This is a genomic window from Bacillus tequilensis KCTC 13622, from assembly GCF_000507145.1.
GTDB lineage: Bacteria > Bacillota > Bacilli > Bacillales > Bacillaceae > Bacillus > Bacillus tequilensis.
Window position 1 is genome coordinate 178631 of the sequence record NZ_AYTO01000041.1, and the last position, 25852, is coordinate 204482.

General features: G+C 44.1%; 26 protein-coding genes. All 26 read right to left on the bottom strand.

Annotated features, from left to right (window positions below):
• Positions 1–6 precede the first annotated feature (6 nt).
• A complete protein-coding gene (xerC, locus tag V756_RS0119030; RefSeq protein ID WP_024716063.1) occupies positions 7–921 on the bottom strand; it encodes a tyrosine recombinase XerC in 915 nt (304 codons plus the stop codon).
• Positions 922–987: 66 nt separating this feature from the next.
• The gene (gene trmFO, locus V756_RS0119035) at positions 988–2295 is read right to left on the bottom strand and encodes an FADH(2)-oxidizing methylenetetrahydrofolate--tRNA-(uracil(54)-C(5))-methyltransferase TrmFO (RefSeq protein WP_024716064.1); all 1308 of its coding nucleotides are present in this window, start codon (positions 2293–2295) and stop codon (positions 988–990) included.
• 75 nt (positions 2296–2370) lie between these two features.
• On the bottom strand, positions 2371–4446 hold the full coding sequence (gene topA / locus V756_RS0119040; protein WP_024716065.1) for a type I DNA topoisomerase: 2076 nt from the start codon (positions 4444–4446) through the stop codon (positions 2371–2373).
• 186 nt (positions 4447–4632) lie between these two features.
• A complete protein-coding gene (dprA, locus tag V756_RS0119045) occupies positions 4633–5526 on the bottom strand; it encodes a DNA-processing protein DprA (RefSeq protein WP_024716066.1) in 894 nt (297 codons plus the stop codon).
• Positions 5527–5584: 58 nt separating this feature from the next.
• Entirely contained in the window at positions 5585–6487 is a 903-nt protein-coding gene (sucD, locus tag V756_RS0119050) for a succinate--CoA ligase subunit alpha (protein WP_024716067.1), read from the bottom strand.
• A gap of 28 nt (positions 6488–6515) precedes the next feature.
• The gene (gene sucC, locus V756_RS0119055; protein ID WP_024716068.1) at positions 6516–7673 is read right to left on the bottom strand and encodes an ADP-forming succinate--CoA ligase subunit beta; all 1158 of its coding nucleotides are present in this window, start codon (positions 7671–7673) and stop codon (positions 6516–6518) included.
• Between the two features lie 173 nt (positions 7674–7846).
• The gene (locus V756_RS0119060; protein WP_024716069.1) at positions 7847–8128 is read right to left on the bottom strand and encodes a FlhB-like flagellar biosynthesis protein; all 282 of its coding nucleotides are present in this window, start codon (positions 8126–8128) and stop codon (positions 7847–7849) included.
• Positions 8125–9858 carry a hypothetical protein gene (locus tag V756_RS0119065; protein WP_024716070.1) on the bottom strand — a complete coding sequence of 578 codons (1734 nt, stop codon included), beginning with the start codon at positions 9856–9858 and terminating at the stop codon, positions 8125–8127. The genes V756_RS0119060 and V756_RS0119065 overlap by 4 nt, the downstream gene beginning before the upstream one ends.
• A 29-nt stretch (positions 9859–9887) precedes the next feature.
• A complete protein-coding gene (gene rnhB / locus V756_RS0119070; protein ID WP_024716071.1) occupies positions 9888–10655 on the bottom strand; it encodes a ribonuclease HII in 768 nt (255 codons plus the stop codon).
• A 70-nt stretch (positions 10656–10725) separates the two neighbouring features.
• Positions 10726–11574, bottom strand: coding sequence for a ribosome biogenesis GTPase YlqF (ylqF, locus tag V756_RS0119075; RefSeq protein WP_024716072.1), 849 nt, complete (start codon positions 11572–11574; stop codon positions 10726–10728).
• Positions 11575–11718: 144 nt separating this feature from the next.
• Entirely contained in the window at positions 11719–12066 is a 348-nt protein-coding gene (gene rplS, locus V756_RS0119080; protein WP_003220825.1) for a 50S ribosomal protein L19, read from the bottom strand.
• A gap of 139 nt (positions 12067–12205) precedes the next feature.
• Positions 12206–12937, bottom strand: a complete 732-nt coding sequence (gene trmD, locus V756_RS0119085; RefSeq protein WP_024716073.1) for a tRNA (guanosine(37)-N1)-methyltransferase TrmD — start codon at positions 12935–12937, stop codon at positions 12206–12208.
• Positions 12934–13458 carry a ribosome maturation factor RimM gene (rimM, locus tag V756_RS0119090; RefSeq protein ID WP_024716074.1) on the bottom strand — a complete coding sequence of 175 codons (525 nt, stop codon included), beginning with the start codon at positions 13456–13458 and terminating at the stop codon, positions 12934–12936. The genes trmD and rimM overlap by 4 nt, the downstream gene beginning before the upstream one ends.
• A 4-nt stretch (positions 13459–13462) precedes the next feature.
• Positions 13463–13849 (bottom strand): YlqD family protein, encoded by a 387-nt coding sequence (locus V756_RS0119095; RefSeq protein ID WP_024716075.1) that lies wholly within the window; start codon positions 13847–13849, stop codon positions 13463–13465.
• A gap of 119 nt (positions 13850–13968) precedes the next feature.
• Positions 13969–14214, bottom strand: a complete 246-nt coding sequence (locus tag V756_RS0119100; RefSeq protein WP_032682161.1) for a KH domain-containing protein — start codon at positions 14212–14214, stop codon at positions 13969–13971.
• Complete coding sequence (rpsP, locus tag V756_RS0119105; protein ID WP_024716077.1) at positions 14214–14486, bottom strand: 30S ribosomal protein S16; 273 nt, start codon at positions 14484–14486, stop codon at positions 14214–14216. Before rpsP ends, V756_RS0119100 begins: the two co-directional genes overlap by 1 nt.
• Before the next feature lie 105 nt (positions 14487–14591).
• Entirely contained in the window at positions 14592–15932 is a 1341-nt protein-coding gene (ffh, locus tag V756_RS0119110) for a signal recognition particle protein (RefSeq protein ID WP_024716078.1), read from the bottom strand.
• Positions 15933–15945: 13 nt separating this feature from the next.
• The gene (locus tag V756_RS0119115; protein WP_024716079.1) at positions 15946–16278 is read right to left on the bottom strand and encodes a putative DNA-binding protein; all 333 of its coding nucleotides are present in this window, start codon (positions 16276–16278) and stop codon (positions 15946–15948) included.
• A 130-nt stretch (positions 16279–16408) separates the two neighbouring features.
• Positions 16409–17179: an aminoglycoside phosphotransferase APH(3') gene (locus V756_RS0119120; protein WP_024716080.1), complete on the bottom strand. Its 771-nt coding sequence runs from the start codon at positions 17177–17179 to the stop codon at positions 16409–16411.
• Between the two features lie 83 nt (positions 17180–17262).
• Positions 17263–18252: a signal recognition particle-docking protein FtsY gene (ftsY, locus tag V756_RS0119125; RefSeq protein WP_024716081.1), complete on the bottom strand. Its 990-nt coding sequence runs from the start codon at positions 18250–18252 to the stop codon at positions 17263–17265.
• Between the two features lie 19 nt (positions 18253–18271).
• The gene (gene smc, locus V756_RS0119130; RefSeq protein WP_024716082.1) at positions 18272–21832 is read right to left on the bottom strand and encodes a chromosome segregation protein SMC; all 3561 of its coding nucleotides are present in this window, start codon (positions 21830–21832) and stop codon (positions 18272–18274) included.
• 85 nt (positions 21833–21917) lie between these two features.
• Positions 21918–22682, bottom strand: a complete 765-nt coding sequence (gene rncS / locus V756_RS0119135; RefSeq protein WP_024716083.1) for a ribonuclease III — start codon at positions 22680–22682, stop codon at positions 21918–21920.
• A gap of 139 nt (positions 22683–22821) precedes the next feature.
• Positions 22822–23055, bottom strand: a complete 234-nt coding sequence (gene acpP, locus V756_RS0119140) for an acyl carrier protein (protein ID WP_003154310.1) — start codon at positions 23053–23055, stop codon at positions 22822–22824.
• Positions 23056–23138: 83 nt separating this feature from the next.
• Positions 23139–23879 carry a 3-oxoacyl-[acyl-carrier-protein] reductase gene (gene fabG / locus V756_RS0119145; RefSeq protein ID WP_024716084.1) on the bottom strand — a complete coding sequence of 247 codons (741 nt, stop codon included), beginning with the start codon at positions 23877–23879 and terminating at the stop codon, positions 23139–23141.
• Positions 23872–24825: an ACP S-malonyltransferase gene (gene fabD, locus V756_RS0119150; RefSeq protein WP_024716085.1), complete on the bottom strand. Its 954-nt coding sequence runs from the start codon at positions 24823–24825 to the stop codon at positions 23872–23874. The genes fabG and fabD overlap by 8 nt, the downstream gene beginning before the upstream one ends.
• An 18-nt stretch (positions 24826–24843) precedes the next feature.
• On the bottom strand, positions 24844–25845 hold the full coding sequence (gene plsX, locus V756_RS0119155) for a phosphate acyltransferase PlsX (protein WP_024716086.1): 1002 nt from the start codon (positions 25843–25845) through the stop codon (positions 24844–24846).
• Between the last annotated feature and the right edge of the window lie 7 nt (positions 25846–25852).

Consider the following 25852-nt stretch of genomic DNA (forward strand, 5'->3'; position numbering starts at 1 on the left):
CCTCCTTTAATTTTTCTTAAAAGCTCTTGGATGGTGAGACATATATGTGTTTCTCAACATTTCCTTCGAAACGTGCGTGTATATCTGTGTTGAAGACAGATTGGAATGCCCGAGCAGTTCCTGAACGCTTCTCAAATCTGCTCCTTCGTTTAACAGATGAGTGGCGAACGTATGTCGAAGCATATGCGGATGGATATGTAAAGTGCCGGACGCTTTTTGAACGAGGCCGCTTAAAATATGTCTGATGCCTCGGGCCGTAAGCGGTCCGCCTCTTTGATTTACGAATAATAGATCATGAGGTTCTTTTGCTTTCATCAGCAAGCACTGTCTTCCGCTATTCATATATACCTTCAACGCTTCGCGGGCGTAAGACCCAAAGGGGATATATCGCTGCTTCTTGCCTTTACCGTGAACAAGCACAGTGTCCATAAATAAATCAACGTCGTTAACAGTTATGGAACAGCATTCACTGACCCTCATTCCCGTGGCATAGAGAAGTTCTAACAGCGCTTGGTCCCTCATTCCGGTCGGCTGGCTTATATCTGAAACTTCAAACAGTTCCTCAAGCTCTTTTTGATATAGAAACTTCGGTATCCGTTTCTCTTGTTTCGGCAGATGAACAAGCTGAAACGGATTTTCTTCAACAAGCTTTTCCCGCATCAGAAACTTATAAAAGCTTCTTAATGCAGATATCTTTTTGCTTATTGTTCTTCTCGATAAACCTTTTTCATAGGCTTCCGTCAAAAAAATCCTAGTATCTTGATATGCAGCTTCTTCAAATCCATTTATACCTTGAACGCGCAGAAAAGTTTCGAATTCTTCAATTGAATCCACATAATTCACAATAGTATATTGTGAATAATTTTTTTCAATTTGTAAATATTCTACGAATAACTTTACGAAATTCTTAACATTCTTCATGCTAATACCTCCCCAGGAAGGGCTTTTAAATGGTATCACAAATCGCGTTCAGGTTGCAATCAATACCTATATTGTTTTCGAAATTGTTTGAATTGTCTCAATTGCACGTTCCGCGTATTGTTCATTGCGTTCTTTTTTATTTTTAATTCTAACAGGCAATTCTTTTAAAAGCCCAAAGTTTGCATTCATCGGCTGGAAGTTCTTCTGGTTTGTTGTTGTAATATAGTGAGCCATACTGCCGATTGCTGTTTCTTGCGGGAAAGTAACAAGCTCTTCTCCTAAAACAAGTTTAGCCGCATTAATACCTGCTACCAGTCCTGAAGCAGCTGATTCCACATATCCTTCTACTCCCGTCATTTGGCCTGCAAAGAACAGATCACTGCGGTTTTTAAATTGATAAGTCGGCTTTAACAGGCTTGGAGAGTTAATGAACGTGTTTCTGTGCATCACGCCGTATCTGACGATTTCTACATTTTCCAGCCCCGGGATTAATTTGAGAACTTCCTTTTGGTCTCCCCATTTTAAATGAGTCTGGAAACCTACGATATTATAGAGTGTTCCAGCTGCATCATCCTGTCTAAGCTGAACGACAGCATAAGGACGTTTCCCTGTAACAGGATGCTCTAAACCAACCGGTTTCATCGGGCCGAAAAGCATTGTTTTTTTGCCCCGTTTTGCCATGACTTCAATCGGCATGCACCCTTCAAAGAAAATTTCTTTCTCAAATTCTTTTAATGGAACGGTTTCTGCTGATGTTAATGCTTCATGAAAACGGTCAAACTCTTCTTCTGTCATCGGGCAGTTCAAATATGCCGCTTCACCTTTATCATAACGGGATTTTAAGTACACTTTATCCATATCAAGGCTGTCTTTTTCTACAATTGGCGCCGCTGCATCATAAAAATATAAATAGTCCTCTCCAGTCAGCTCCTTCAGCTGGGCAGACAGTGATTCAGAGGTTAACGGGCCCGTTGCGATAATGGTAGGGCCTTCAGGAATTTTTGTCACTTCTTCATTAATAACGGTTACGTTCGGATGATTTTTAACCCGATTTGTCACACTTGCGGCAAATTCATGACGGTCTACCGCGAGAGCGCCGCCGGCAGGCACAGAACATTCGTCAGCAGCCGCGATGATGGCTGAATCAAGCGCCCGCATTTCTTCCTTTAATACACCGACAGCGTTAGCGAGCGTATTAGAGCGCAGGGAGTTGCTGCATACAAGCTCTGCAAATTTATCTGTATGGTGCGCAGGTGTTTGTTTAACAGGGCGCATTTCATATAACTTGACTTGAATCCCACGTTTGGCAAGCTGCCATGCCGCTTCACTTCCTGCGAGTCCGGCTCCAATTACATTCACTGTTTGTTGGTTCATCTTTCACATCTCCTAGTTTATTATTCAAGGCCTTCTTTTAACACACAAAGAAGGTGAGCAAGACCCTGCTCACCGCTACTTCTGTGGTTCTTCCTTATAATCACATTCCACACATTGGACTTGTATGCCTTTTTTGAGTTTTTTCTCGACCAGCATTTTTCCGCATTTCGGACAGTTTCGTTCAATTGGTTTGTCCCAGGAAACGAATTCGCACTCCGGATAACGGTCACAGCCGTAAAAAACTCGTTTCTTTTTCGATTTTCGCTCAACAATATTTCCCTCACCGCAGCTCGGGCACTTCACGCCGATTTGTTTTACAATCGGTTTTGTGTTCCGGCAGTCCGGGAAGTTAGAGCAAGCTAAGAATTTACCGTATCGGCCCATCTTATATACCATTGGAGAACTGCACAATTCACAATCTTCTCCTGCGTATTCCGGTTCGATTTCAACTTCCTTCATTTCTGATTCTGCTTTTTTGACGCGTTTTTCAAAATCGGTGTAGAAGTTATCGATAATCTTGACCCATTCGGTATTGCCTTCTTCAACATGATCAAGGTCTTTCTCCATTTTCGCTGTAAACTCAACGTTAATGATTTCAGGGAAGAATTCCATGATCAAGTCAAGAACGATCTGTCCCAGTTCAGTCGGAACAAAGCGTTTATTATCCAAAGCTACATAGCCGCGCCGCTGAATGGTATCAAGCGTCGGAGCATATGTGGAAGGACGGCCGATTCCGCATTCTTCAAGAGTTTTAACGAGCCGTGCCTCAGTATAACGCGGAGGCGGCTGGGTAAAATGCTGCTCCGGTTCTATATCTTTTGATAATACTGTGTCGCCTTCTTTTAAGTCAGGCAGCATCCGGTCTTTTTCTTCCAGTTGATCGTCTTTTCCTTCAACATATACCTTCATAAAGCCGGAAAACTTGACCTTACTTCCATTCGCACGAAATGTCAAACCATTGTTTGTCAGGTCGACACTCATTGTATCGAGAACAGCAGATGCCATTTGGCTGGCAACAAAGCGCTCCCAAATTAATTTATACAATCTCAACTGATCTCTGCCAAGCACTGCTTTTAATTCACTTGGCTTTCTGAGAACTGATGTCGGACGGATGGCTTCGTGAGCATCCTGGGCATTTTCATTCTTTTTCCCAGGCTTTCGTTTGCCGCCTAAAAACTCTTTGCCGTATGCCTGATCAATAAATGCTGCTGCTTCATCAACCGCTGTATTTGAAATACGGGTTGAATCCGTTCTCATATACGTAATCAGGCCGACAGTTCCTTCTCTTCCAAGATCGATTCCTTCATATAATTGCTGTGCAATCATCATCGTTTTCTTCGCTCTGAAATTGAGCTTGCGCGCCGCTTCCTGTTGCAGGGTGGAAGTGGTAAAAGGCAGGGCCGGATTACGCTTGCGTTCCTTTTTCGTTACTTTTTCAACTGTATATTTATTGCCTTTAAGCTGAGAAAGAATGTCTTTTACATCGGCTTCACTATTTAAAGGAAGTTTTTTGCCGTTTTTTCCGAAAAAGCTCGCTTCAAAAGTTTCCTGCCCTTTTAAGAACGTACCGTCAATCGTCCAATATTCCTCTGGCTTAAAATCGTTAATTTCTTTTTCACGGTCAATAATTAAACGAAGGGCAACGGATTGCACGCGGCCTGCGCTAAGCCCTTTTTTGACTTTTTTCCATAGGATAGGACTGATTTTGTATCCGACAAGCCTGTCTAAAATACGTCTCGCCTGCTGTGCATCCACTAAATCCATATTGATCATGCGGGGATGCTTAAACGATTCCTTAATGGCGTCTTTTGTAATTTCATTAAACACTACTCGGCAGTCTGAATTGAGATCTAAATCAAGGCTGTGTGCCAAGTGCCATGCAATCGCTTCCCCTTCTCTGTCGGGGTCAGCTGCGAGATACACTTTTTTGGCCTTTTTGGCAGCCGTTTTCAGCTCTTTTAATACCGGCCCTTTGCCTCGAATGGTAATATATTTCGGTTCGAAATTCTGTTCTATGTCAACTCCCATTTGACTTTTCGGAAGATCCCGGACATGTCCCATTGATGCTTTCACTTTATATTTTTTACCTAAGTAACGTTCAATCGTTTTCGCCTTAGCGGGCGATTCCACGATGACTAGATAATCAGACATTTTCATCCCCCTCAAGAGGTGTTCTCTCTCTTTTCAATTATTTAAATTTTGGTTTTGCAGCTGTCTTTAATTGGCTTTCAACATTTCATTCTTTATGATGAACGTCATTATTTAAATAGAAAACAATATGCAACTTCAAATCCTCACTATTATTAAATATTACAATGCCGTTTGTCAAACGATAATTCAAAAGGGTTCCGTATATTGAACGTTTCTCTCGGGAAGCTCCTCGAAAATATCCTCTGCTGACCATATCACTTTAGCCCCCTGCTGGATCAGTTTTATAGGACCTCCGGCGTAAGGGTCAAATAATGAACCGGGTACTGCAAATACTTCTCTTCCTTGTTCGAGTGCTTGATACGCAGTAATCAGCGAACCGCTTTTTTCTTTGCCCTGCACGACAATTATGCCTTCACTTAGTCCGCTGATGATGCGGTTTCTCATAGGGAAATGCCATTTTTGGGGTTTCGTTTCAGGTGGATGTTCTGACAGAAGGATATGATGTGTAGCCATGTGATCTGCTAACTGAAGGTTTTCCCGGGGATAAATGTGCTGAAATCCGCCTGCAATGACGCCGATTGTCCGCCCCTTCGCCTTAATACTTGCAGCATGGGACATTCCATCTATCCCAGACGCCAGTCCGCTGACAATCACCCAATCTTTACGGCAAAGCTCTTTTGTAAGATGATTGACAACTTGTATCCCGTAAGCTGTTGGTCTTCTAGTTCCTACGATTCCAATTTTCCTCCCTTTCGAAAGAAGGGTCATATCACCCTTAGCAAACAGGACGACGGGGGGATCATAAATCATTTTCAGCCAGATAGGATATCGCTCTGAAGAAATCGGGATGGGGTTAATGCCTTGCTCATGGTAAGCCTCAAGCAGACGTTGAAGCTTTGGATAATATCCTTCTATTTTGTTTTTTAATGCAGATGCCTTTATTTTACCGCGAGTAACAGTTTCTAACACAGGTGATGTCAGCGACATAGATGGATCAGCTTTCCACCATTTTAATAGTAGGGATGGGGATAATAATTGATTGATTCTGCAAATCATTAAACAGGCAGCGGCCTGATCCAATATTTTGACCTCCTTTTGACAGAAAAGCAGAAACAGCCTTGACGGCTGTCCCTTCTTTTTAATGCGTTTTACACGTTTCGAACAAGTTCTTCTCTTTCAGCACTTTAATTAAGGTTTCACCCATTACAGAAGGGGTCTCTGCCACTTCGATTCCGCATGCATTAAGGGTTTTGATTTTTTCTTCAGCTGTCCCTTTTCCGCCTGAAATAATGGCGCCTGCATGCCCCATGCGCTTCCCTGGAGGTGCTGTTTTACCGCCGATAAAACCGACTACCGGTTTTGTCATGTTGGCTTTTACCCACTCTGCTGCTTCCTCTTCAGCAGTACCGCCGATTTCACCAATCATGATCACAGCGTGTGTGTCAGGATCTTCGTTAAACGCTTTTAAAACGTCAATAAAGTTTGTGCCATTTACAGGGTCGCCGCCGATTCCGACAGCTGTAGATTGTCCTACGCCCGCTTCTGACAGCTGGTGCACTGCTTCATATGTTAATGTTCCTGAACGCGATACAACGCCTACATGACCCTTTTTATGGATATATCCAGGCATAATGCCGATTTTACATTCTTCAGGCGTGATGACACCAGGGCAGTTCGGCCCTATCAGTCTCGTTTTTTTGCCTTCCATGAAGCGTTTGACCTTCACCATATCCAAAACCGGAATATGCTCTGTGATACAAATTACGAGATCAAGCTCCGCATCTACCGCTTCCATAATCGCATCAGCTGCAAACGGCGCCGGCACATATATAACAGACGCATTAGCGCCAGTCGTTTGAACGGCTTCAGCCACTGTATGAAATACAGGAACACCTTCCGCTTCAGTTCCGCCTTTTCCAGGTGTTACACCGCCTACGATATTTGTGCCGTATTCGAGCATCTGCTTCGTATGAAATAAAGCGGTAGAACCTGTAATCCCTTGTACAATAACTCTTGTATCTTTATTAATAAAAACACTCATTATCTGGTCCCCTGCCTTTCATTCTTTCCTAAACTAAGGATACGATTTTCTGCGCGCCGTCAGCCATTGATTCCGCAGATGTAATATTTAATCCTGATTCACTAAGGATTTTCTTCCCTAGATCCACGTTTGTGCCTTCAAGACGGACGACAAGCGGCAATGTCAAACCGACTTGTCTTGTCGCTTCAACAACCCCTTCTGCGATGACATCACATTTCATAATGCCGCCGAAAATGTTGACAAAAATCCCTTTAACGTTTTGATCAGAAAGAATGATTTTAAATGCTTCCGTGACTTTTTCTGCGGTTGCACCGCCGCCCACATCAAGGAAGTTGGCCGGTTCTCCTCCATAATGCTTGATAATATCCATAGTGGACATTGCAAGTCCCGCGCCGTTTACCATACAGCCGATATTTCCATCAAGAGAAATGTAGCTTAGGTCATATTTGGACGCTTCGATTTCTTTCGGATCTTCTTCATCCAAATCTCTGTACTCCAAAATGTCCTTTTGTCTGTACAGCGCGTTGCTGTCGAAATTCAATTTCGCATCAAGCGCCATCACATTTCCGTCACCAGTGACAACGAGCGGATTGATTTCGGCAATTGAGCAGTCTTTTTCAACAAACGCTTTGTATAGTCCAAGCATAAATTTAGAAGCTTTTCCCACGAGCTCCTTTGGAATATTAATAGCGAATGCAATTTCTCTGGCTTGATAGCCTTGGAGGCCGACAGCCGGATCAATAACGGCTTTTTTGATTTTTTCCGGTGTTTTCTCCGCTACTTCCTCAATTTCCGTTCCGCCTTCCTCAGAAGCCATCAGAACGATTCTGGACGTAGCGCGGTCAAGCACGAGCCCGACATAGTATTCCTTTTTAATATCGCAGCCTTCTTCAATAAGTAAGCGTTTTATTACTTGGCCGTCCGGACCCGTCTGATGTGTAACTAGGGTCTTCCCTAAGAGTTCTTCGGCATACGCTTTCACTTCGTCTATTGATTTTGCTATTTTTACCCCACCAGCTTTGCCTCGACCGCCAGCATGAATTTGAGCCTTTACGACATAAACTGAGCTGGATAAGCCCTTAGCTTTCTCAACTGCTTCTTCTGCTGTAAAAGCTACCTTACCTTCAGGAACAGATACCCCATATTTTCTGAGGACTTCTTTTCCCTGGTACTCATGGATATTCATTTCCCATCCTCCTAACTTATGTAACAAAACTAAAATAGACTGCGCTTTCATTCTATAATAATACTGGAAGAATTGTCTAGAGTTCGATGCAAAATCTTTAAATCCTTCTAAACATTCAAACTTTTATTTTATTGAAAACATAAATTTCAAAAAGAGGATGGGGAATATTTTAGCTATTTTTTGTTTTTTACACTTTCGTCCAGTCTGTAAATGAACGAAAAAATCTCGGCAACTGTTTCATAAAGAGCTTCCGGAATTTGATCATCCACAGTCAAATGGCGCATTAATTCGACAAGGGTCCGATCTTCTTGAATCGGGACCCCTGCCTTTTTCGCTTCTTTGATAATGTTGTCGGCTACATGGCCCTTTCCTGTGGCAATCACTTTCGGCGCCTTGTCTTTTTGTTCGTCATAGTGGAGAGCCACTGCTTTTCTCATGGGTGTCTGCTCATTCATATTTTCACATCCACTTCCTGATCACTGATGCTTGTTATATATTGATCGATTGCAGCCTTTTCTTCGGTGTGAATCCTTTTTTTAGCGTTTACTCCCGAAAGGCTGTAGCCCATTTCTTTGAGACCATGTTTAAGCGCGGGCACCATCGGATCAATCGCAGCCTGAAGCTCGAAATCAGTCTCAATTGTAATCGTCATGACTTTTTGCTGGATCAAGCAATCAACGACGGTTTCTTTTAACGTATCCAGCTGAAGCAAAAACAAAAGGCGGCAATGGGATGGGTCAAGCTTTCCATCCGCCTCCTTTTTACCTTTAAACAGAACAGTCATGTCCTGTGCCCCTGACTTCGAAAATAGCGGAAATGACATTACAATTTGGCTGTATGACGGATGGTCCTGCTGCATGAAAAGCTGGCCGTTTAATTTATGAAACAGCTGATCGGCTTCCTGTTTGACAGGTTCTGCTACCTCCTGCGACGCTCGTGCGGCATGAAGAGCCAGCTTGATGGATTGTAAATCGTCAGGTGTCACTTCGCTTCCTTGTTCTAACGCCTTAATGAACGCAAGCTCGTCCCTTGCGCCGATTGCCATTTTCACTTTGGATAAGAAAGAAAGAACATCCGCCTTATCCGCCAAATGAGGCGCTGTCTGCTGAACAGCCTTTAAAAAGACTTCGGCTTCCTGATCTGTAACTTGTGCCGCCTGTAAAACAGCCGAGGCTTCTGGTGACTTGCTATCGCCCGATGAAGCAGTCGCCGCTTTCATCCAATTTGCCGCTTCTTTCACAATTTGGAGACTGTTTTTTTCAGCTGATTCCGTCAGCTTTGCCAGCAGCTGCCGGGCTTCTTTGATTGGAATATCTGCTGCTGTTTTAACAGGCTCTCCTTGTATGCTTCTCTGTTCCTCTGTGCGGTTTGCAAGAGGTAAGCCGGCCTTCCCGGGAGAATCTGCTGGTGCGCTAATTTCCCTGTTTCCAGCTGTAGGGCCTGAAGAAGATGCTTTAGTATTGTCCGTTAGAGAAATAAGCTTTTCGATCAGGCGTTCTGCATGAACTTCAATTTCACTATTAAAAAGTGCCGTAACGGCTTCTTTCAGCTTTGCCATCATCGGGCTCTGCTGAGGGCTTTCGTTGATTGCCTGAAGCAGCTGGGATACGTGCTGATGCAGCGGAACAGGCGATTTCACAGCATGAACACCGCTCAAAACCTCGGGGTGAATGGGCAGCTCACGCTTTAAAGCGAACAGAACCGTTTCAATCGCTTTTTTTGCGTCTGGCGCAGGCAGCGTATCCATCCAGCGGACAGCTGTTTTGATATCATTTTCTGTTACGGGTGTTTTACTTTTCAGCATCGCTCCAGTCATCATTAGAGCAGCGTTTGACGGTTTCATTGACATGGCATTTAACAGCTTGCCAGCTGCATCCTGAATGGTTTTGGGAGTCTGCTCAAAGCTTTGAACGACCTGAAGACGGCCTGTCTGTTCTGCCGTTTTTTTTTCGTAGGAAAACCAATAGTATGCTTGAGGACGAAGCTGGGCTTCAAGTTTTCCTTGGATCGTTTGATTTCCGACTTGGATCAGCGCGTGCTGGTCTCCTAATAAACGAAGCACTTTTCCTAAAAGGAGACGCTTCTCCCCATTTAGCGCTTCGCTGATAGTTGATGTCTCCTGCGGGACTGCAGTATTTCTAAAAAGGTGCTGCAGCGCCTTTTGCACATCATTCCGTATATTCATTTAAAAAAAGTGCCTCCTTGTCCATGGGTTTATCTGAACGATTGAACAGGAGCGAAAGTTTTGCGGTGCAGTTCAGTTGGGCCGTATGCGGCAAGAGCCTCCAAATGTTCTTTTGTCCCATAGCCTTTATTTTTTTCAAAACCATACATGGGATAGGTTTGGGCATAGGCGCTCATCATTCGGTCTCTCGTTACTTTTGCGATACACGCACCTGCCGCAATTGACACACTTTTGGCATCACCTTTTATAATTGATAACTGATTCGTATCGAGCGGCAGCGTCATTGCGTCAACAAGCAAGTAATCAGGTGTATCTGACAAATTGTGTATCGCTTTCACCATGGCCATCTTGGAAGCTTCGTATATATTGATTTTATCAATAACAGAAGCTTCTACAATTCCTATTCCGACCGCCAGCGCTTCTTTCATAATAAGCTCGTAATATTCCTCACGCTTTTTTTCTGAAAGTTTTTTGGAGTCTGTCAGCCCAAGTATTTCACATTCCTCTGGAAGGATGACGGCGCCGGCAACAACGGGTCCAGCCAATGGCCCCCGGCCGACCTCGTCAACACCGGCAATCAAGCGAAATCCTTTGTTTCTTGCCAGTCTTTCATAGGAAGTCATATTGATCCATTGTTTTTTCAGCGCTTTTTCTTTCGCCTTTTTTTTAAGCCATTGCTCTACAAGCGTTTGAACGCTTTTTCTCGGGTCGTTTTCACATTGGGCAAGGAATGGGTCTTGTTCATCATTTACTTCCTGCAAACGGTCTTTAATGTCCTTTACGGTTAATGTATTCACTTTCTCTTCTCCCTTACTGTATGTATCGGTTGGGTCAGGAAAAAATAAAGACCCGCATTTCTGCGCGCCTTTACATAGTCGGCTGTTCAAATGACAGCCTGCCGAACTTTTCAGTGCGGATATCGCGAATGATGACTTCAGTCGTCTTATCGTAGTTAATGAGCCCTCCGCTCATGAGACAGCCGCGCTTTTCACCAATTGCATCAAACAGCTCCGCAATGTCCTCTGGTATCTCATCAAGGCTGTAGCGCTCTTTCAGACGTTCAGGATAGTGTTCTTCGAGAAAACGAAGGCCAAACACTGCCACGTCCTGAAGGTTGATAATCGAGTCTTTAATAGCCCCGGTAACTGCGAGCCTCAAGCCGACAAGCTCATCCTCAAATTTAGGCCATAAAATCCCCGGTGTATCTAAGAGCTCTAGTTCTTTTCCGACTTTGACCCACTGCTGAGAAGTCGTGATACCAGGTCTGTCTCCCGTTTTTGCTATGTTTTTCTTTGCCAGCCGGTTGATGAGCGTTGATTTTCCGACGTTTGGAATGCCAATAATCAAAGCGCGAATCGCTCTCGGCTTCACACCTTTCGCCCTCATCCGATCAAATTTTTCTTGGAGAATCTCTTTTGACGCTGGCACAATTTGATTTAAGCCTTGGCCGTTTACAGAGTTAATGGACAGAGAGGGGATCCCCTGGTTCTCAAAATGCTCTTTCCATTGCTTTGTAACTGCTGCATCTGCTTTGTCCGCTTTGTTTAACAGCATAATCCGGGGCTTATTTTTTAGAATGTCTTCAATCATTGGGTTTCTTGATGACATTGGAATCCTGGCATCTACCAATTCATATACAATATCGATTAATTTTAATTTTTCGGTTACTTCCCGTCTTGCCTTTGCCATATGGCCCGGGAACCATTGAATTGTCATGTGACACGAGCACCGCCTTTATCTCTTCAGTATACATGATTCTTTGTTGTCATTTATGTATTTTACGATGCCTGTCCGGCATTTTCAAATTCTGTATAAAAAAAGAGCTTGTTACAGGTAACAAGCTCTTTTCGTTCGTTATCATTATCGTCTGATCTCTTTAATACGAGCCGCTTTTCCGCGAAGTTCACGCAGGTAGTAAAGCTTAGCACGGCGTACTTTACCGTAACGCACAACTTCGATTTTCGCGATTTTAGGTGTGTGTACAGGGAAAGTACGTTCAACACCAACACCGTAAGAAATCTTACGAACTGTGAACGTTTCGCTGATTCCACCACCACGACGCTTAATCACAACACCTTCAAAGATCTGGATACGCTCGCGGTTACCCTCAACAACTTTCACGTGTACACGTAAAGTGTCACCAGGACGGAACGCAGGAAGATCAGTACGAAGCTGTTCTTTTGTGATATCTTCAATTAGTTTTTGCATCGTTTTCAACTCCTTCCAACAGATGCTCTTGGCCACAAAACCCGGCACAGCGGAACATCGTTTTCAAGCTTACAGCGGATAAGCCCGCTCAAGCCACAAGTAGTATCTTATCACAATTTCATAGCCTATGCAATAAAATCTAGTCTTTTTCCCATTCGGAAATCCATTTTCTTTGCTGTTCTGTAAGCGGATAATCTTTCAAAAGATCCGGGCGCCTGACATAGGTCCTTCTGATCGACTCTTTATTCCGCCATTCTTTAATTTTCGCATGGTTTCCTGACAGAAGTGTTTCAGGCACTTTTAAACCTTTGTAATCTGCCGGTCTTGTATAATGCGGGTGTTCTAAAAGACCGGTGCTGAATGAATCCTCAATATGGGAAGCCTCTTTGCCAAGCACACCCGGAAGCAGTCTGACCACGCTGTCTGCAATCATCATTGCAGGAAGCTCACCGCCCGTAAGCACAAAATCGCCAATAGATATTTCATCCGTCACCAAATGCTCGCGAATACGTTCATCATAGCCTTCATAATGGCCGCAAATAAACAGCAAATGCTCTTCCTTCGCTAATTGCTCTGCTTTTTTTTGGGTAAAACGCTCACCTTGCGGACAAACGAGGATAATACGCGGAGCCGCGGCTGCCTTTGCAGTCAGGTCCTCGACCGCGTCAAAAACAGGCTGAGGCTTGAGAACCATGCCCGCGCCGCCTCCATAAGGATAATCATCAACCGTATTATGCTTGTTATCAGAATACTCCCGAAAATTCACGACCTGGAATTGCACCGCATCTTTGTCCTGGGCTTTTTGAAGAATCGATGAATTGAGCACGCCTTCAAACATTTCGGGAAACAGCGTCAAAAAGTCGATTTTCATTCGTCTATTAATCCTTCCATGAGTTCAATCTCAATTTTCTTTTCGCTGACATCGATATGTTTGACTACTGATTCAATGTAAGGAATTAACGCGTCTTTTTTTCCCTTTCGGCCGATAACCCATACGTCATTTGCTCCCGGCGTCAAAATTTCTTTGATTTTTCCAATCAGTTCGCCGTCTTCGGTAAATACTTCACACCCAATGATTTCGTGGAAATAAAATTCTCCCTCATTCAGGTCTCCTAAATCTTCTTCAGGAACTTTAATGATTGCGTTTTTCAGTTCTTCTGCTTCATTCAGGCTTTGTCTTTCTTTAAACTGCAGCAGATGAAACTGCTTATGCAGTCTGTGCGTGTTTACCGTTACCTCCACAGGTTCGTTACGGCCGTCCATAAACAAATACAGCGTGTTGCCCGGCTTGTACCGTTCTTCGGCAAAATCAGTTTTCGAAACCACCCGCACTTCACCTTTAATTCCGTGCGTATTTACGATTTTGCCTACATTAAACCATCGCTTTGTCATATGATCACCTCTGGCGAATTTCAATTACTTTCCCGTCTTTTATGACGATGGTGTTTGCTGCTGTCTTCTCATGCCAGTCATCCCCGGCTTCAATCGTCAGCAGCGCATCGACTTCCTTTTCTTTCATCTCACTGCCGAGCGGCAATGTATGTACTTGAGCAATTTGAAAATCGATTATTTTTATGTTATCTTTTCGCTTTTCTATTGCCTTTTTGAATTGTTCAATCATGTCTGGGTTTTGCTGTTCTTTTTCATGTTTTCTAAGCTGAAAATAGAGCTGGCTGCATTCTCGTTCAAGCATTTGTTTCTTTTCGGTAAAAGAAGCTAAAAGCTTTTCTTTGCTGTGCTCAGTTAAGACTTGCATCACGGCTACACGGTGAATAATTTGCATCGCACCAAGCTCCCCGCTTTTAAAACTTTTTGGCTCAGGCTTTTCTATTTTGCCTAAGCTTCTATCAGTTTACCCTTTTTTTGCGTGTAAAAAAAGGGGAGGTGCCGGCCCTCTCCCTTTTAGTCAAATATCTCAAATTGAACTTTCTTAGAAGACTGTGCGCCAGCTGCAAATACAGCTGTTCGAATCGCTTTTGCAGTCCGGCCCTGCTTTCCGATAACTTTACCGGTATCTGACTTATTGACAGATAAGCGCAGCGCAATCTTTTGATCGGTTTCTTCTCTTATGACGCGAATGTCATCTGGATGATCAACAAGCGGCGTCACAATTTGGACAATCAAATCTTCCAAGTGTTGATCAGTCATTACTTGCCTTGTTTAGCGTTGTGGAATTTTTCCATAATTCCTTGGCTAGAGAACAAGTTGCGAACTGTATCAGATGGTTTCGCTCCAGTTTGAAGCCATTTAAGAGCAAGCTCTTCGTCGATTTTTACTTCCGCTGGTTTTACAACCGGGTTGTAAGTTCCGACTGTTTCGATGAAACGGCCGTCACGTGGTGAACGAGAATCTGCTACAACAATACGATAGAAAGGAGATTTTTTTGCTCCCATACGTTTTAAACGAATTTTTACTGCCATTTTACTAGCACCTCCGAAAATATTTCAACAAGATAGTATATTAACAATGATAAAAGTGTTTGTAAAGTGTTTTTTCTTAACAATGGTTTTATCATGTATAACCGATTACATAAAAGGGAGCTTAAACCCTTTTTTCTTACCTTTTGACATGTTTGTCATCTGCTTCATCATTTTTTTCATTTCATCAAACTGCTTAAGCAGACGGTTGACTTCCTGCACGGATGTCCCGCTCCCTTTCGCAATCCGCTTCCGCCGGCTGGCATTGATGATATCCGGCTGTTCTTTTTCAAGAACAGTCATTGATTTGATAATCGCTTCCACGTGATTCAGCTGCTTTTCATCCACTTGGATGTTTTTCAGGCCTTTCATTTTGCCTGCACCCGGCATCATTTGCAGAAGCTCATCAAGCGGTCCCATGTTTCTGACCTGACCGAGCTGCTCCAGAAAATCGTCCAATGTGAAGCTCATCGTTCTCATTTTTTGTTCCAGCTCTTTGGCTTTGTCTTCATCGACGCTGGCCTGTGCTTTTTCAATCAATGTCAGCACGTCGCCCATGCCGAGAATCCTTGATGCCATGCGTTCAGGATGGAACGGTTCTAACGCGTCAAGCTTTTCGCCTAAACCAGCGAACTTAATTGGCGTGTTTGTGACCGCGCGAATAGAAAGCGCAGCACCGCCGCGTGTGTCTCCATCCAGCTTAGTTAACACAACACCGGTTAAACCGAGCTGTTCATTAAAGCTTTGGGCAACATTCACAGCGTCCTGACCGGTCATTGAATCGACAACCAGGAAGATTTCTTCCGGATTCGCAATTTCTTTTACGTTGGTCAGTTCGTCCATCAGTTCATGGTCAATATGCAGGCGGCCTGCCGTATCCAAAATGACATAGTCATAATGTTCTTCCTTGGCTTTTTCAATAGCCTGTTTAGCTATTTCCACAGGGCTGACCTGATCACCAAGAGAAAAAACAGGCATGTCGAGCTGTTTGCCAAGCGTTTCCAGCTGCTTAATTGCGGCTGGCCGGTAAATATCGGCAGCAACCAGCATCGGCTTGCGATTATGCTTCTTGCGCAGCAGATTCGCGAGCTTACCGCTTGTCGTCGTTTTACCGGCACCTTGGAGACCGACCATCATAATAACAGTCGGCGGTCTTTTGGCAACGGCGATTTTGCTCTCTTCGCCGCCCATCAGCTCAGTCAGTTCCTCTTGAACAACTTTAATGACCTGCTGGCCGGGCGTCAGACTTTTCATGACGTCTTGGCCTACAGCGCGTTCACTTACTTTTTTGACAAAATCCTTGACTACTTTAAAGTTAACGTCAGCCTCAAGCAGCGCAAGACGGACCTCACGCATCATCTCTTTTACATCTTGTTCGCTGACTTTCCCTTTTCCGCGGATTTTAGAAATCGTCTGCTGCAGTCGGTCGGCTAATCCTTCAAATGCCATAGTTTGCCGCCTCCTAATCTAATTTCTCAAGCGCTTCAATCAGAGCTGTAATTTCTTCCTCTTCTTTTGAACCGGAAGCAAGCTCCTTCAGCTTAATAAACATCTCTTTACGCTCCTGAAACTTTTTCAAAAGGAGCAGCTTTTCTTCATATTGTTCAAGCATTGCTTCTGTTCGTTTAATGTTATCATAAACAGCTTGTCTTGAAACCTCATATTCTTCGGCTATTTCGCCTAGGGAGAAATCGTCCAAATAATAAAGCGACATATAGCTCTTCTGTTTTGACGTCAACAACGACTGATAAAAATCAAACAGATAATTCATTCTCGTTGTCTTTTCGAGTGACATTTGAGCTCTCCCCTTTGTTAAGTCAAATCCCTTTACGATAACTTAGTTTACACGGTTTTATTGAGACTGTCAAGTTTTTATCTTGTCAAAGCATCCTGCTCTTTTTGCATAATACATTCATTGGGTTTTTTCAGAAAAATTCATATAGACCGCCGTTAAAATACTCGAATTCTTGTTTAGATACGCGATAGCGGCAATAGCCTTCGTAAAAAGCATTGAGAAATGCTTCATTTGTGACAAAGTTTCTGATCGCTAATGATTCATCATATCGTGGATCTCCCGCCGATATTCCCACAGCATCAATAAACAGATAGACCTCTCCGTCTCTCACCAGCACATTATCAGTTGTGCAGTCACCGTGAATCATTGTCTGCTGAACAGGAACAGGCCTGTGCTGGTCTAATTCCTTCAAAAGTTCTGCGCTGCCTTCAGCTTGTCCTTTTTCGACATATTCACCGGCTCGTTTCATTTGCAGATCGAGCCAATCTATTTCCGGCTGTAAACCAGGGACAAGTTCGGTTTCATGCAGACGCTGCAGAAACTGGCCGAAGCTTTTGATCAGCTTTTTCTTTTCAGTATCTCCTTTTGCTTTTCTTAAAGCAGAAGTCAGTGTAATGCCATCTTCAAACGACATTACAATATGGCTGGAATGCTGTTCTTGGATAAACCCATAATAAACAGGGACAGGCAGACGATGCGTTTCGGTAAGCTTTTGTAAAACAAGGGCTTCTCTCCTTAACCACTCCCGATATCTCTGTTGAGAAGAACTTTTCAACAGAAATGCGCCTTGGCTTGTCACTAGTTTACGAACGATTGAAGTGCCTCCCTGTTCATCCAACAGCGACATGTGTTTTATTGCGCCGATCTTCCTTTCCAATTCAGCTTTCAGCCATTTGTCCAACAATCTGCACCCTCCATTCCGATCTATTAATGCGTATAAAAAAACGAGTATAAAACTGTTCATTTTATACTCGTTTTTATTCATTAATCCTCGGCTTTTTCCACTAAATCTGAAAAGAGGCCGTATACATACGATTCAGCGTTAAATTCTTGGAGATCGTCAACTTTTTCGCCTAACCCGACTAGTTTCACCGGAATGTGAAGCTCGTTGCGGATCGCGAGGACGATACCGCCTTTTGCCGTACCATCAAGCTTTGTTAAAGCGATACCGGTAACGTTTGTTGCTTTAGAGAACTCTTTCGCCTGTGCCATTGCATTTTGGCCGGTTGTGGCATCAAGGGCAAGCAGCACCTCATGCGGCGCTTCAGGCACTTCTCTTTCGATGACGCGCTTGACTTTTTCCAGCTCTTTCATCAGGTTTACTTTGTTTTGGAGACGTCCTGCCGTATCGCAGATTAACACATCGGCGTTTCGAGCTTTCGCAGCATGTACAGCATCGTAGATGACAGCCGCAGGATCGCTTCCGGCCGTCTGCTTAATGACAGGCACTCCCGTACGCTCTCCCCATACTTCCAGCTGTTCAATGGCCCCCGCTCTAAAAGTGTCGCCTGCAGCAAGCACGACAGATTTCCCTTCTTGCTTCAATTTATAGGCAAGCTTTCCGATTGTTGTCGTTTTGCCGACTCCGTTTACACCCACCAGGAGGAGCACGTTTAAACGCCCATCCTGAATGTTCAACCCGGAAATTTGTTCATCACCGCTGTTATAGATCTCGACCAGCTTCTCAGAAATAACAGACTGGACTTCCTGCGGATCTTGAATATTTCTGCGTTTGACTTCTTTTTTCAGCTCGTCTATTAATTCCATAACGGTTGTAAAACCGACATCCGCGCTGATGAGAACTTCTTCAAGCTCCTCGAAGAAATCCTCATCCACTTTACGGTAACGGGATACAAGATCATTCACTTTGTTTTGAAAGGAGTTTCTTGTTTTTTCAAGGCCATCCTTAAACTTTTCAGATACGGAATCTGTCTGTTTTGTGATTTTCTCTTTTAATTTTTTAAAAAAGCTCATCTTTTAACCTCTTTCCTCGTTACTGAACGAATTCTTTTGTTTCTTCCAGCTTAACTGAGATTACCTTGGAAACTCCGGATTCCTGCATTGTTACACCGTACAGCACATCCGCTTCTTCCATCGTGCCTTTTCTGTGAGTAATCACAATAAACTGGGTATCGCTGCTGTATTTTTTTAAATACTGTGCAAATCGGAACACATTCGCTTCGTCAAGGGCAGCCTCTACTTCGTCAAGGACGCAAAACGGCACTGGCCGAACCTTTAAGATTGAGAATAAGAGCGCTATAGCTGTAAGCGCACGCTCTCCGCCTGACAGAAGGGTTAAGTTTTGCAGTTTTTTCCCCGGCGGCTGCGCGATAATTTCGACTCCCGAATGAAGCAGATCATTAGGGTCGGTGAGCCTCAATTCAGCTCGTCCTCCTCCGAATAACGAACGGAATACTTGATCAAAGTGTGAGCGGATTTGGACAAAAGTGTCGTTAAAGCGTTTCGTCATTTCTTCATCCATTTCTTCAATCACTTGGAACAAAGTATTTTTCGCTTCAGTCAAATCTTCTTTCTGTTCTGACAGAAACTTATACCGCTCGTTGACCCGCTCAAACTCATCTATGCTTCCGATGTTTACGGTGCCCAGCTCTTCAATTGCGAGTTTAATCAGCTTCACGCGCTTTCTGGCTTCCTCTGGATCAGTTTGAAGCTGATATTTCTCTTTTGCGCCCTCAAAGGACAGACTGTATTCCTCCCGCAAGTACTGAAGTAAATTATCAAGCTCAACTTCCATCCGGCCGAGTTTGACTTCTTCATCTTTTAAGAGCGTTGTTTTTTGTTTATACAGTCGTTTCATTTCTTTCAGCTCACGCTCATACGTATCAAGTCCATGCTGAAGCTTGATGCGCTGATCGCGTCTTAACGCAATCAGTTCGATTGTCTTCGTTTTATCATTCAATTTATGCTTTGCGGCTTCTTCCAGTTTTTCTTCACCGCTTGTGCTTGATGACATCTCTGACGTTAAGAAGCTTAAATCTTCTTTCGCTTCTCGTAACGCAATCTCTGTTTCTGCGAGCTCTTTCTTTACTCGGGCAAGGTTGTCTTCTTCCCCCTTGCATGCCTGTTCTTTTTTGGCCGCTGTAATCTTCAGCTCAGTCAGCTCGTTGGAGAGAGACTCTTTTGTTGAGGATTGTGTTTGTTTTTGTTTGGTCAGTCTGTCAATATCCTCTTCAAGCTGTTTCATCTTTTCTGATACGGCAGAAAGCTCTTCTTCCAGCTTGCGTTTGCGCGCTTTCTTCTCTTCATCGCTTTCTGACAGAGCGGATTTTTCTTGATCATAGAGCTCTAAATGGGTGTTGATATTTTTCTCGGCAACTTGAAGTTCGTACAGCTGGCCTTTTACATCCTGCTGCTTTACTCTTAAGCCTTCCCCGGTTTCTCTTAAGTCAGCCAGTTTTTTCTCCATGTCCTGAATGGATTGCTTAAGGGTTTTAACTTCTTGTTCAAGCAGTGCTGTTTTCTCTTCCATTTCAGTGAGCCGCTTCGTCACATCTTCAAGCTCCCTGCTTCTTCCAAGCAGCGAGTTGTTTTTCTTTTTAACCGCGCCGCCCGTCATTGAACCGCCCGGATTCACAACATCTCCCTCAAGGGTTACGATGCGGTAGCGGTGCCCGAGAAGCTTCGCAAGCTCGTTTGCACCCTTTAAATCCTCTGTGATCAGCACGGTTCCCAGGAGGTTCTGGATGATGCGGCGATACGCAGGATCAAATGTGACTAGTTCACTGGCAACCCCTAGAAATGAAGAGTGCTTGGCTGCTGTTTCTGCATCGCGGCTTTGAAGCTGGCGGTCTCTGATAACAGAAAGAGGCAGAAACGTCGCCCGGCCGAAGGAATTCTGTTTTAAATATTGAATCGCTTTGCGGGCAGACTGTTCATCGTCGGTCACGACATGCTGGGCAGAAGCGCCAAGTGCTATTTCAATGGCCGTTTCATACTTCTGTTCTGTTGAGATCAGCTCAAGGACCGCTCCGCGAATTCCGCCGAGCCGCTCTTTCGCTTTCAGCACTTCTTTTACACCTTGATAAAAGCCGGAGAAATCGCCCTGCATTGTCTCAAGCATGTCCTTTTTCGATCTCGCTTGCTGAACGTATTGGTATGCCTGATACAGAGCGGATTCATTTTTTTCGTATTGACGCTTTTTCTGCTCATATTTTGTCTGCATGTCACGATATGCGCCGACTTGGCTGTGAATTTCCTGCTCAATTCGGGCAAACTCCGTTTCACACGCGGCTTTCCGTTCAGAAATATCGCGCCGCTCCTGAAGATGCTTTTCATTGTTGTCCGCAAGCCTCTGCAATGTGACAGCGGATTGGGACATCTGGTCATCCAGCAGCTGGAGCTCATTGCGTATCGAAGCCTGGCTGTTTAACAGCTCAAAGTAATCACTTTTCAGCTGCTCGATTTTCTCTTCGACATTTTCATTGTGAAGACTGAGAGCCTGCTGTTTTTCTTTTACTTGAGCTCTTAGCTGTTTCACCTCTGCCTGAAGCGTTTCGAAAACAGCTTCCTGCTTCGCAAGCTCTTCCTTCAGCACCGTTTCTTTTTGCTGGTACTGAACGATGGCTTCTTCAAGCTGTTCTCGGTTTTGCACAGCGTTTTTCTTTCGTTCTTTCAAGACTTCTTTACGGCCTTCAAGCTTTTCCAGCTCTTCACTTGTTACTAATAAGACTTGCTGGAGCTCGTCTACTGATTCATCAAGCGCTTGGATTTTGTCTCGTGTATCCTCGATCTTCGCTTCTTTCGTAGAAATCGCAGACGATTCAGCGACTTCTTCTTCTTTTGCGAGCTGCACTTTCTCTTTAAGCGTCGACCATTTGCCATGCAATTCTTCGATATCATGGGCAGTCAGCGCAATTTCAACATGCTCAAGCTCTTTCTTTTTCTCCAGATAGTCTTTTGCGATTGAAGCTTGAATTTTAAGCGGTTCAACCTGTCCTTCAAGCTCATGTAATATATCCTCTACCCGGTTTAAATTGTCCTGTGTCTCAAACAATTTATTTTCTGCTTTTTTCTTTCTCGTTTTATATTTAAGCACCCCAGCCGCTTCTTCAAAGATACTGCGGCGATCCTCCGCTTTGCTGCTCAGGATCTCTTCCACTTTCCCTTGGCTGATAATAGAAAAGGCTTCTTTCCCCAGCCCAGAGTCCATAAATAAATCAATAATGTCCTTTAAGCGGCACGGCTGATTGTTAATCAGAAACTCACTCTCGCCTGATCTGTACACACGCCTTGTGACACTGACCTCATGGAAGTCAATCGGCAAGAAATGATCATCATTATCAAGCGTAAGCGTAACTTCAGCTAGGTTTAATCGTTTTCTTGAATCACTGCCCGCAAAAATGATGTCTTCCATTTTTCCGCCGCGAAGAGACCGGGCCGATTGTTCGCCAAGAACCCAGCGAATGGCATCAGTGATGTTGCTTTTTCCGCTTCCGTTCGGGCCGACAACAGCTGTCACTCCTTTAACGAAGTCGACGGAAATCCGTTCTGCAAATGATTTAAATCCTATAACGTCTAAACGTTTGAGGAACATAGCGATCCTCCTTATGTAATAAGTATTTCAATTCTATCATAAACATGGGTGAAATAAGACGGCATACATATTGAAATCCCCCTTATCACTCAGGGGGATTTTGTTGGCTCGTATAGTGTTTTTGCAATTTAGCTAAAGCTTCCTGAGCAGCGTGCTGTTCGGCTTCTTTCTTGGAACGGCCGTTTCCTACTCCAAGTGGTTCACCTTTTAGCGATACGACGGCTTCAAATTCACGGTTATGCGCAGGCCCTTTTTCGTTGGAGATTTTATACTCCAAAGAGCCTTTGCCATCCCGCTGCACGTATTCCTGCAGCTGGCTTTTAAAATCCATCACATGAGAAAAAGCACCATCGTTAATTTTAGGGAACACATAGACTTTTAAGAAGCTTTCGACCGGCTCTAATCCCTGGTCAAGATACAAAGCTCCGATAAATGCCTCAAAAACATCCGCTAATAGTGCAGGACGCTTTCTTCCGCCTGTCATTTCCTCACCTTTACCCAACAGGACAAGGTCGCCGAATGACAGTTCGTGAGCTAATGAAACGAGAGATGGCTCGCATACAATCGCGGCTCTCAGCTTCGTCAAATCTCCTTCACTCATAGCCGGGTACTTGGCAAATAAGAATCTGGAGATCGTCAGTTCCAAAACAGCGTCACCTAAAAATTCAAGCCTTTCATTATCTTCATACGGCTTTTTCCGATGCTCATTCACATAAGATGAATGTGTAAATGCTTGATACAAAAGCTTTTCATTTTGAAAGTGAACCGAAATCCGTTCTTGAAACTCTCTAAACTGTTCTACTTTTTTATAGAACTTTTTTTTATCATTATAATGTGAGTGTTTTGACATAGTAACCTCCATAGGCACATCAGGTTCACCGCGCTTCTCTGACTAAACCGGATACAGCGCGCGTAAAAGCGGCATGCTGTAATAACTGCACGAATAAAGGGCTAAAGCCCCGCGTTTCGGCGGGACTTTTAGCATCAGCTTATTGCTGGTTTTGTATGTAGTTCACAGCGTCGCCGACTGTAGCAATCTTTTCAGCATCTTCGTCAGAAATCTCCATATCAAACTCGTCTTCAAGTTCCATAACAAGCTCAACTACATCTAGGGAATCAGCACCTAAGTCTTCCTTGAAAGAAGCTTCAAGTTTGACGTCTGCTTCATCAACGCCAAGGCGATCTACGATGATTTTCGTTACACGCTCTAATGTATCTGCCATAGCAATTCACCTCCCCTCAAGTATTATAGTGGATTCGTTTTTAAAAAACTAGAGAAACTATGATGAAATTTTTGAGAAAAAACTTACATCACCATTCCGCCGTCGATATGAAGCGTTTGGCCTGTCATGTAACGGGCCCCCTCAGAAGCAAGGAACGTGACAACGCTGCTGATGTCACCTGGTTCGCCAAATCGCGCGAGCGGAATTTGTTTCAGCATTTCGTCTTGAACATCTTTTGCAAGCTTATCTGTCATATCAGTTGAGATAAATCCAGGCGCAACCGCATTCACCGTAATATTGCGGCTTGCGAGCTCTTTAGCAGAAGATTTTGTTAAACCGATCACGCCGGCTTTTGCAGCCACGTAGTTGGCTTGTCCAGGGTTTCCGCTGACGCCGACGATAGACGATACGTTAATAATCCGGCCTGAACGCTGTTTCATCATTTGTCTTGTTACGGCTTTTGTGCAGTTGAAAACACCCTTTAGGTTAATGTTAATGACATCATCCCATTCATCTTCTTTCATTCTCATGATGAGATTGTCTCTTGTAATTCCGGCATTATTTACTAGAATGTCAATTGTAGAAAAAACAGACAGTGTTTCTTTTATCATGTTTTGTACATCTTCGGCATTTGATACATCCGCTTTGACAGCAATTGCTTTTCTGCCCATTGATTTGATTTCATCAACGACTTCATTTGCTTTCGCCTCATTGCCGGAGTAGTTCACGACGACATTTGCGCCGCTTTTTGCAAGGTCAAGGGCGATTGAACGGCCAATTCCGCGGGATGCGCCAGTGACAATAGCTGTTTTGTCATTAAGCATTTTCATTCTCCTCCTTGAGCGTTTGAATTGCCAGCTCGATCGTTTCTGGATCTGATACAGCAATTGTTTTTAATCGTCTGTTCACTTTTTTCACAAGGCCTGAAAGCACTTTTCCGGGACCGATTTCAATAAAAGTCGTCACACCCTCTGCAATCAGCTTGTTAATGCTTTCCTCGAAACGAACCGGAGAGTAGAGCTGCTCAATGAGTTTCTCTTTGATATCTGCTTTATCAGTCATAACATCAGCAGAAACATTTGAGATAACCGGAACGCCAGCATCCTTTACGTCACAGGAATCGAGTACTTCCTTCAGCTTTTCAGCAGCAGGCTTCATCAGTTCAGAATGGAACGGACCGCTTACGTCGAGTGGAATCGCTCGTTTTGCACCGTTCTCTTTCGCCTGTTCAGACGCAAGCTCCACCCCTTTAGCTGTTCCGGAAATGACGATTTGTCCGGGACAGTTGAGATTCGCAAGCTGAACTAGATGGCCTTCTTCCGTAACTTTATCAGTTACTTGCTTTAATGCTTCAGCATCCATGCCTAGAATCGCAGCCATAGCTCCTTCACCAGCCGGTACCGCTTCATTCATAAATTCTCCGCGTTTTCTGACGGTATAAACAGCATCTTTGAAAGACAGTGCGCCAGACGCAACCAGCGCAGAGTATTCACCAAGGCTGTGCCCCGCTGTGAAATCAGGTGTAATGCCTGATTCTTTAAATTTCTCTAGAACAGCAATGCTTGTCGTCAGCAAAGCAGGCTGGGCATTGTATGTAAGTGTTAATTCTTCAGCATCACCTTCAAAAATCAAAGAACTGAGTTTTGTTTCCAATGTTTCATCCGCCTCATCAAACAGACGCTTTGCAGCAGGCACCTGTTCATAAAGCTCTTTTCCCATGCCGATAAATTGTGATCCCTGTCCCGGGAATAAAAACGCAATCTTACTCATGATGTAAAAACCTCCAGACTACTCATCTGTATTTTCTTCTTTAACTTCTTTCTGAATGAGTTCAGCCACATTTTGGCTGACCATCTCTCTTGCTTGTCGAATCGCATGAAACACAGCATTAGAATCTGAAGAGCCGTGCGCCTTGATCACAGGCGCTTTTAAGCCAAAAAGACTTGCTCCGCCATAATTCGAATACTCCATTTTCATTTTCATTTCTTTCAACTTTGGCTTCAGCACAGCTGCTGCAAGCTTCGATGTAAAAGTAGACGTCATGACTTCTCTCATCATTTTAAAAATAGATAACGCAGAACCTTCCAGCGTTTTGAGTGTAACATTCCCGGTAAAGCCGTCCGTTACGACAACATCCGCCACATCATCTAAAAGGTCTCGCGCTTCCACATTACCGATAAAGTTGATGTTTGCTGTTTCTTTCAGCATTTGAAACGTCTGTTTCGTCAGTTCGTTTCCTTTTTTATCTTCTGTTCCGACATTTAAAAGCCCGACTCTCGGTGAATTGACACCGCGCACTTGCTGAGAATAAACAGAGCCCATAATGGCGTATTGAACAAGGTGCTCCGGTTTGGCATCGACATTGGCGCCGACATCAAGGAGAAGAAACCCGTCTCCCGAAACGGTCGGAAGTGTCGGTGCAAGCGCCGGCCGGTCAATTCCTTTAATTCTCCCGACAATAAACAGACCGGCTGTCATTAACGCGCCGGTATTTCCTGCTGAAATGCAGGCGTCGGCTCTGTTTTCTGCAACTTCCTGCGCCATAAGGACCATAGATGAATTCTTTTTTCTCCGCACGGCGCGGACTGGTTCATCCGTAGGCTCAATCACTTCATCCGCGTGCAACACCGTGATGCGATCTGATGTTGTTGTTAAATGTGATTCTATCGTTGTTTTGTCACCGACAAGTGTGATATGGAGATCCTCAAATGCCTCTATACCCTTGATAACTCCGTCAATAACAGCTTTGGGAGCGTGGTCTCCTCCCATTGCATCTACAGCTATTCTCATGCATGCT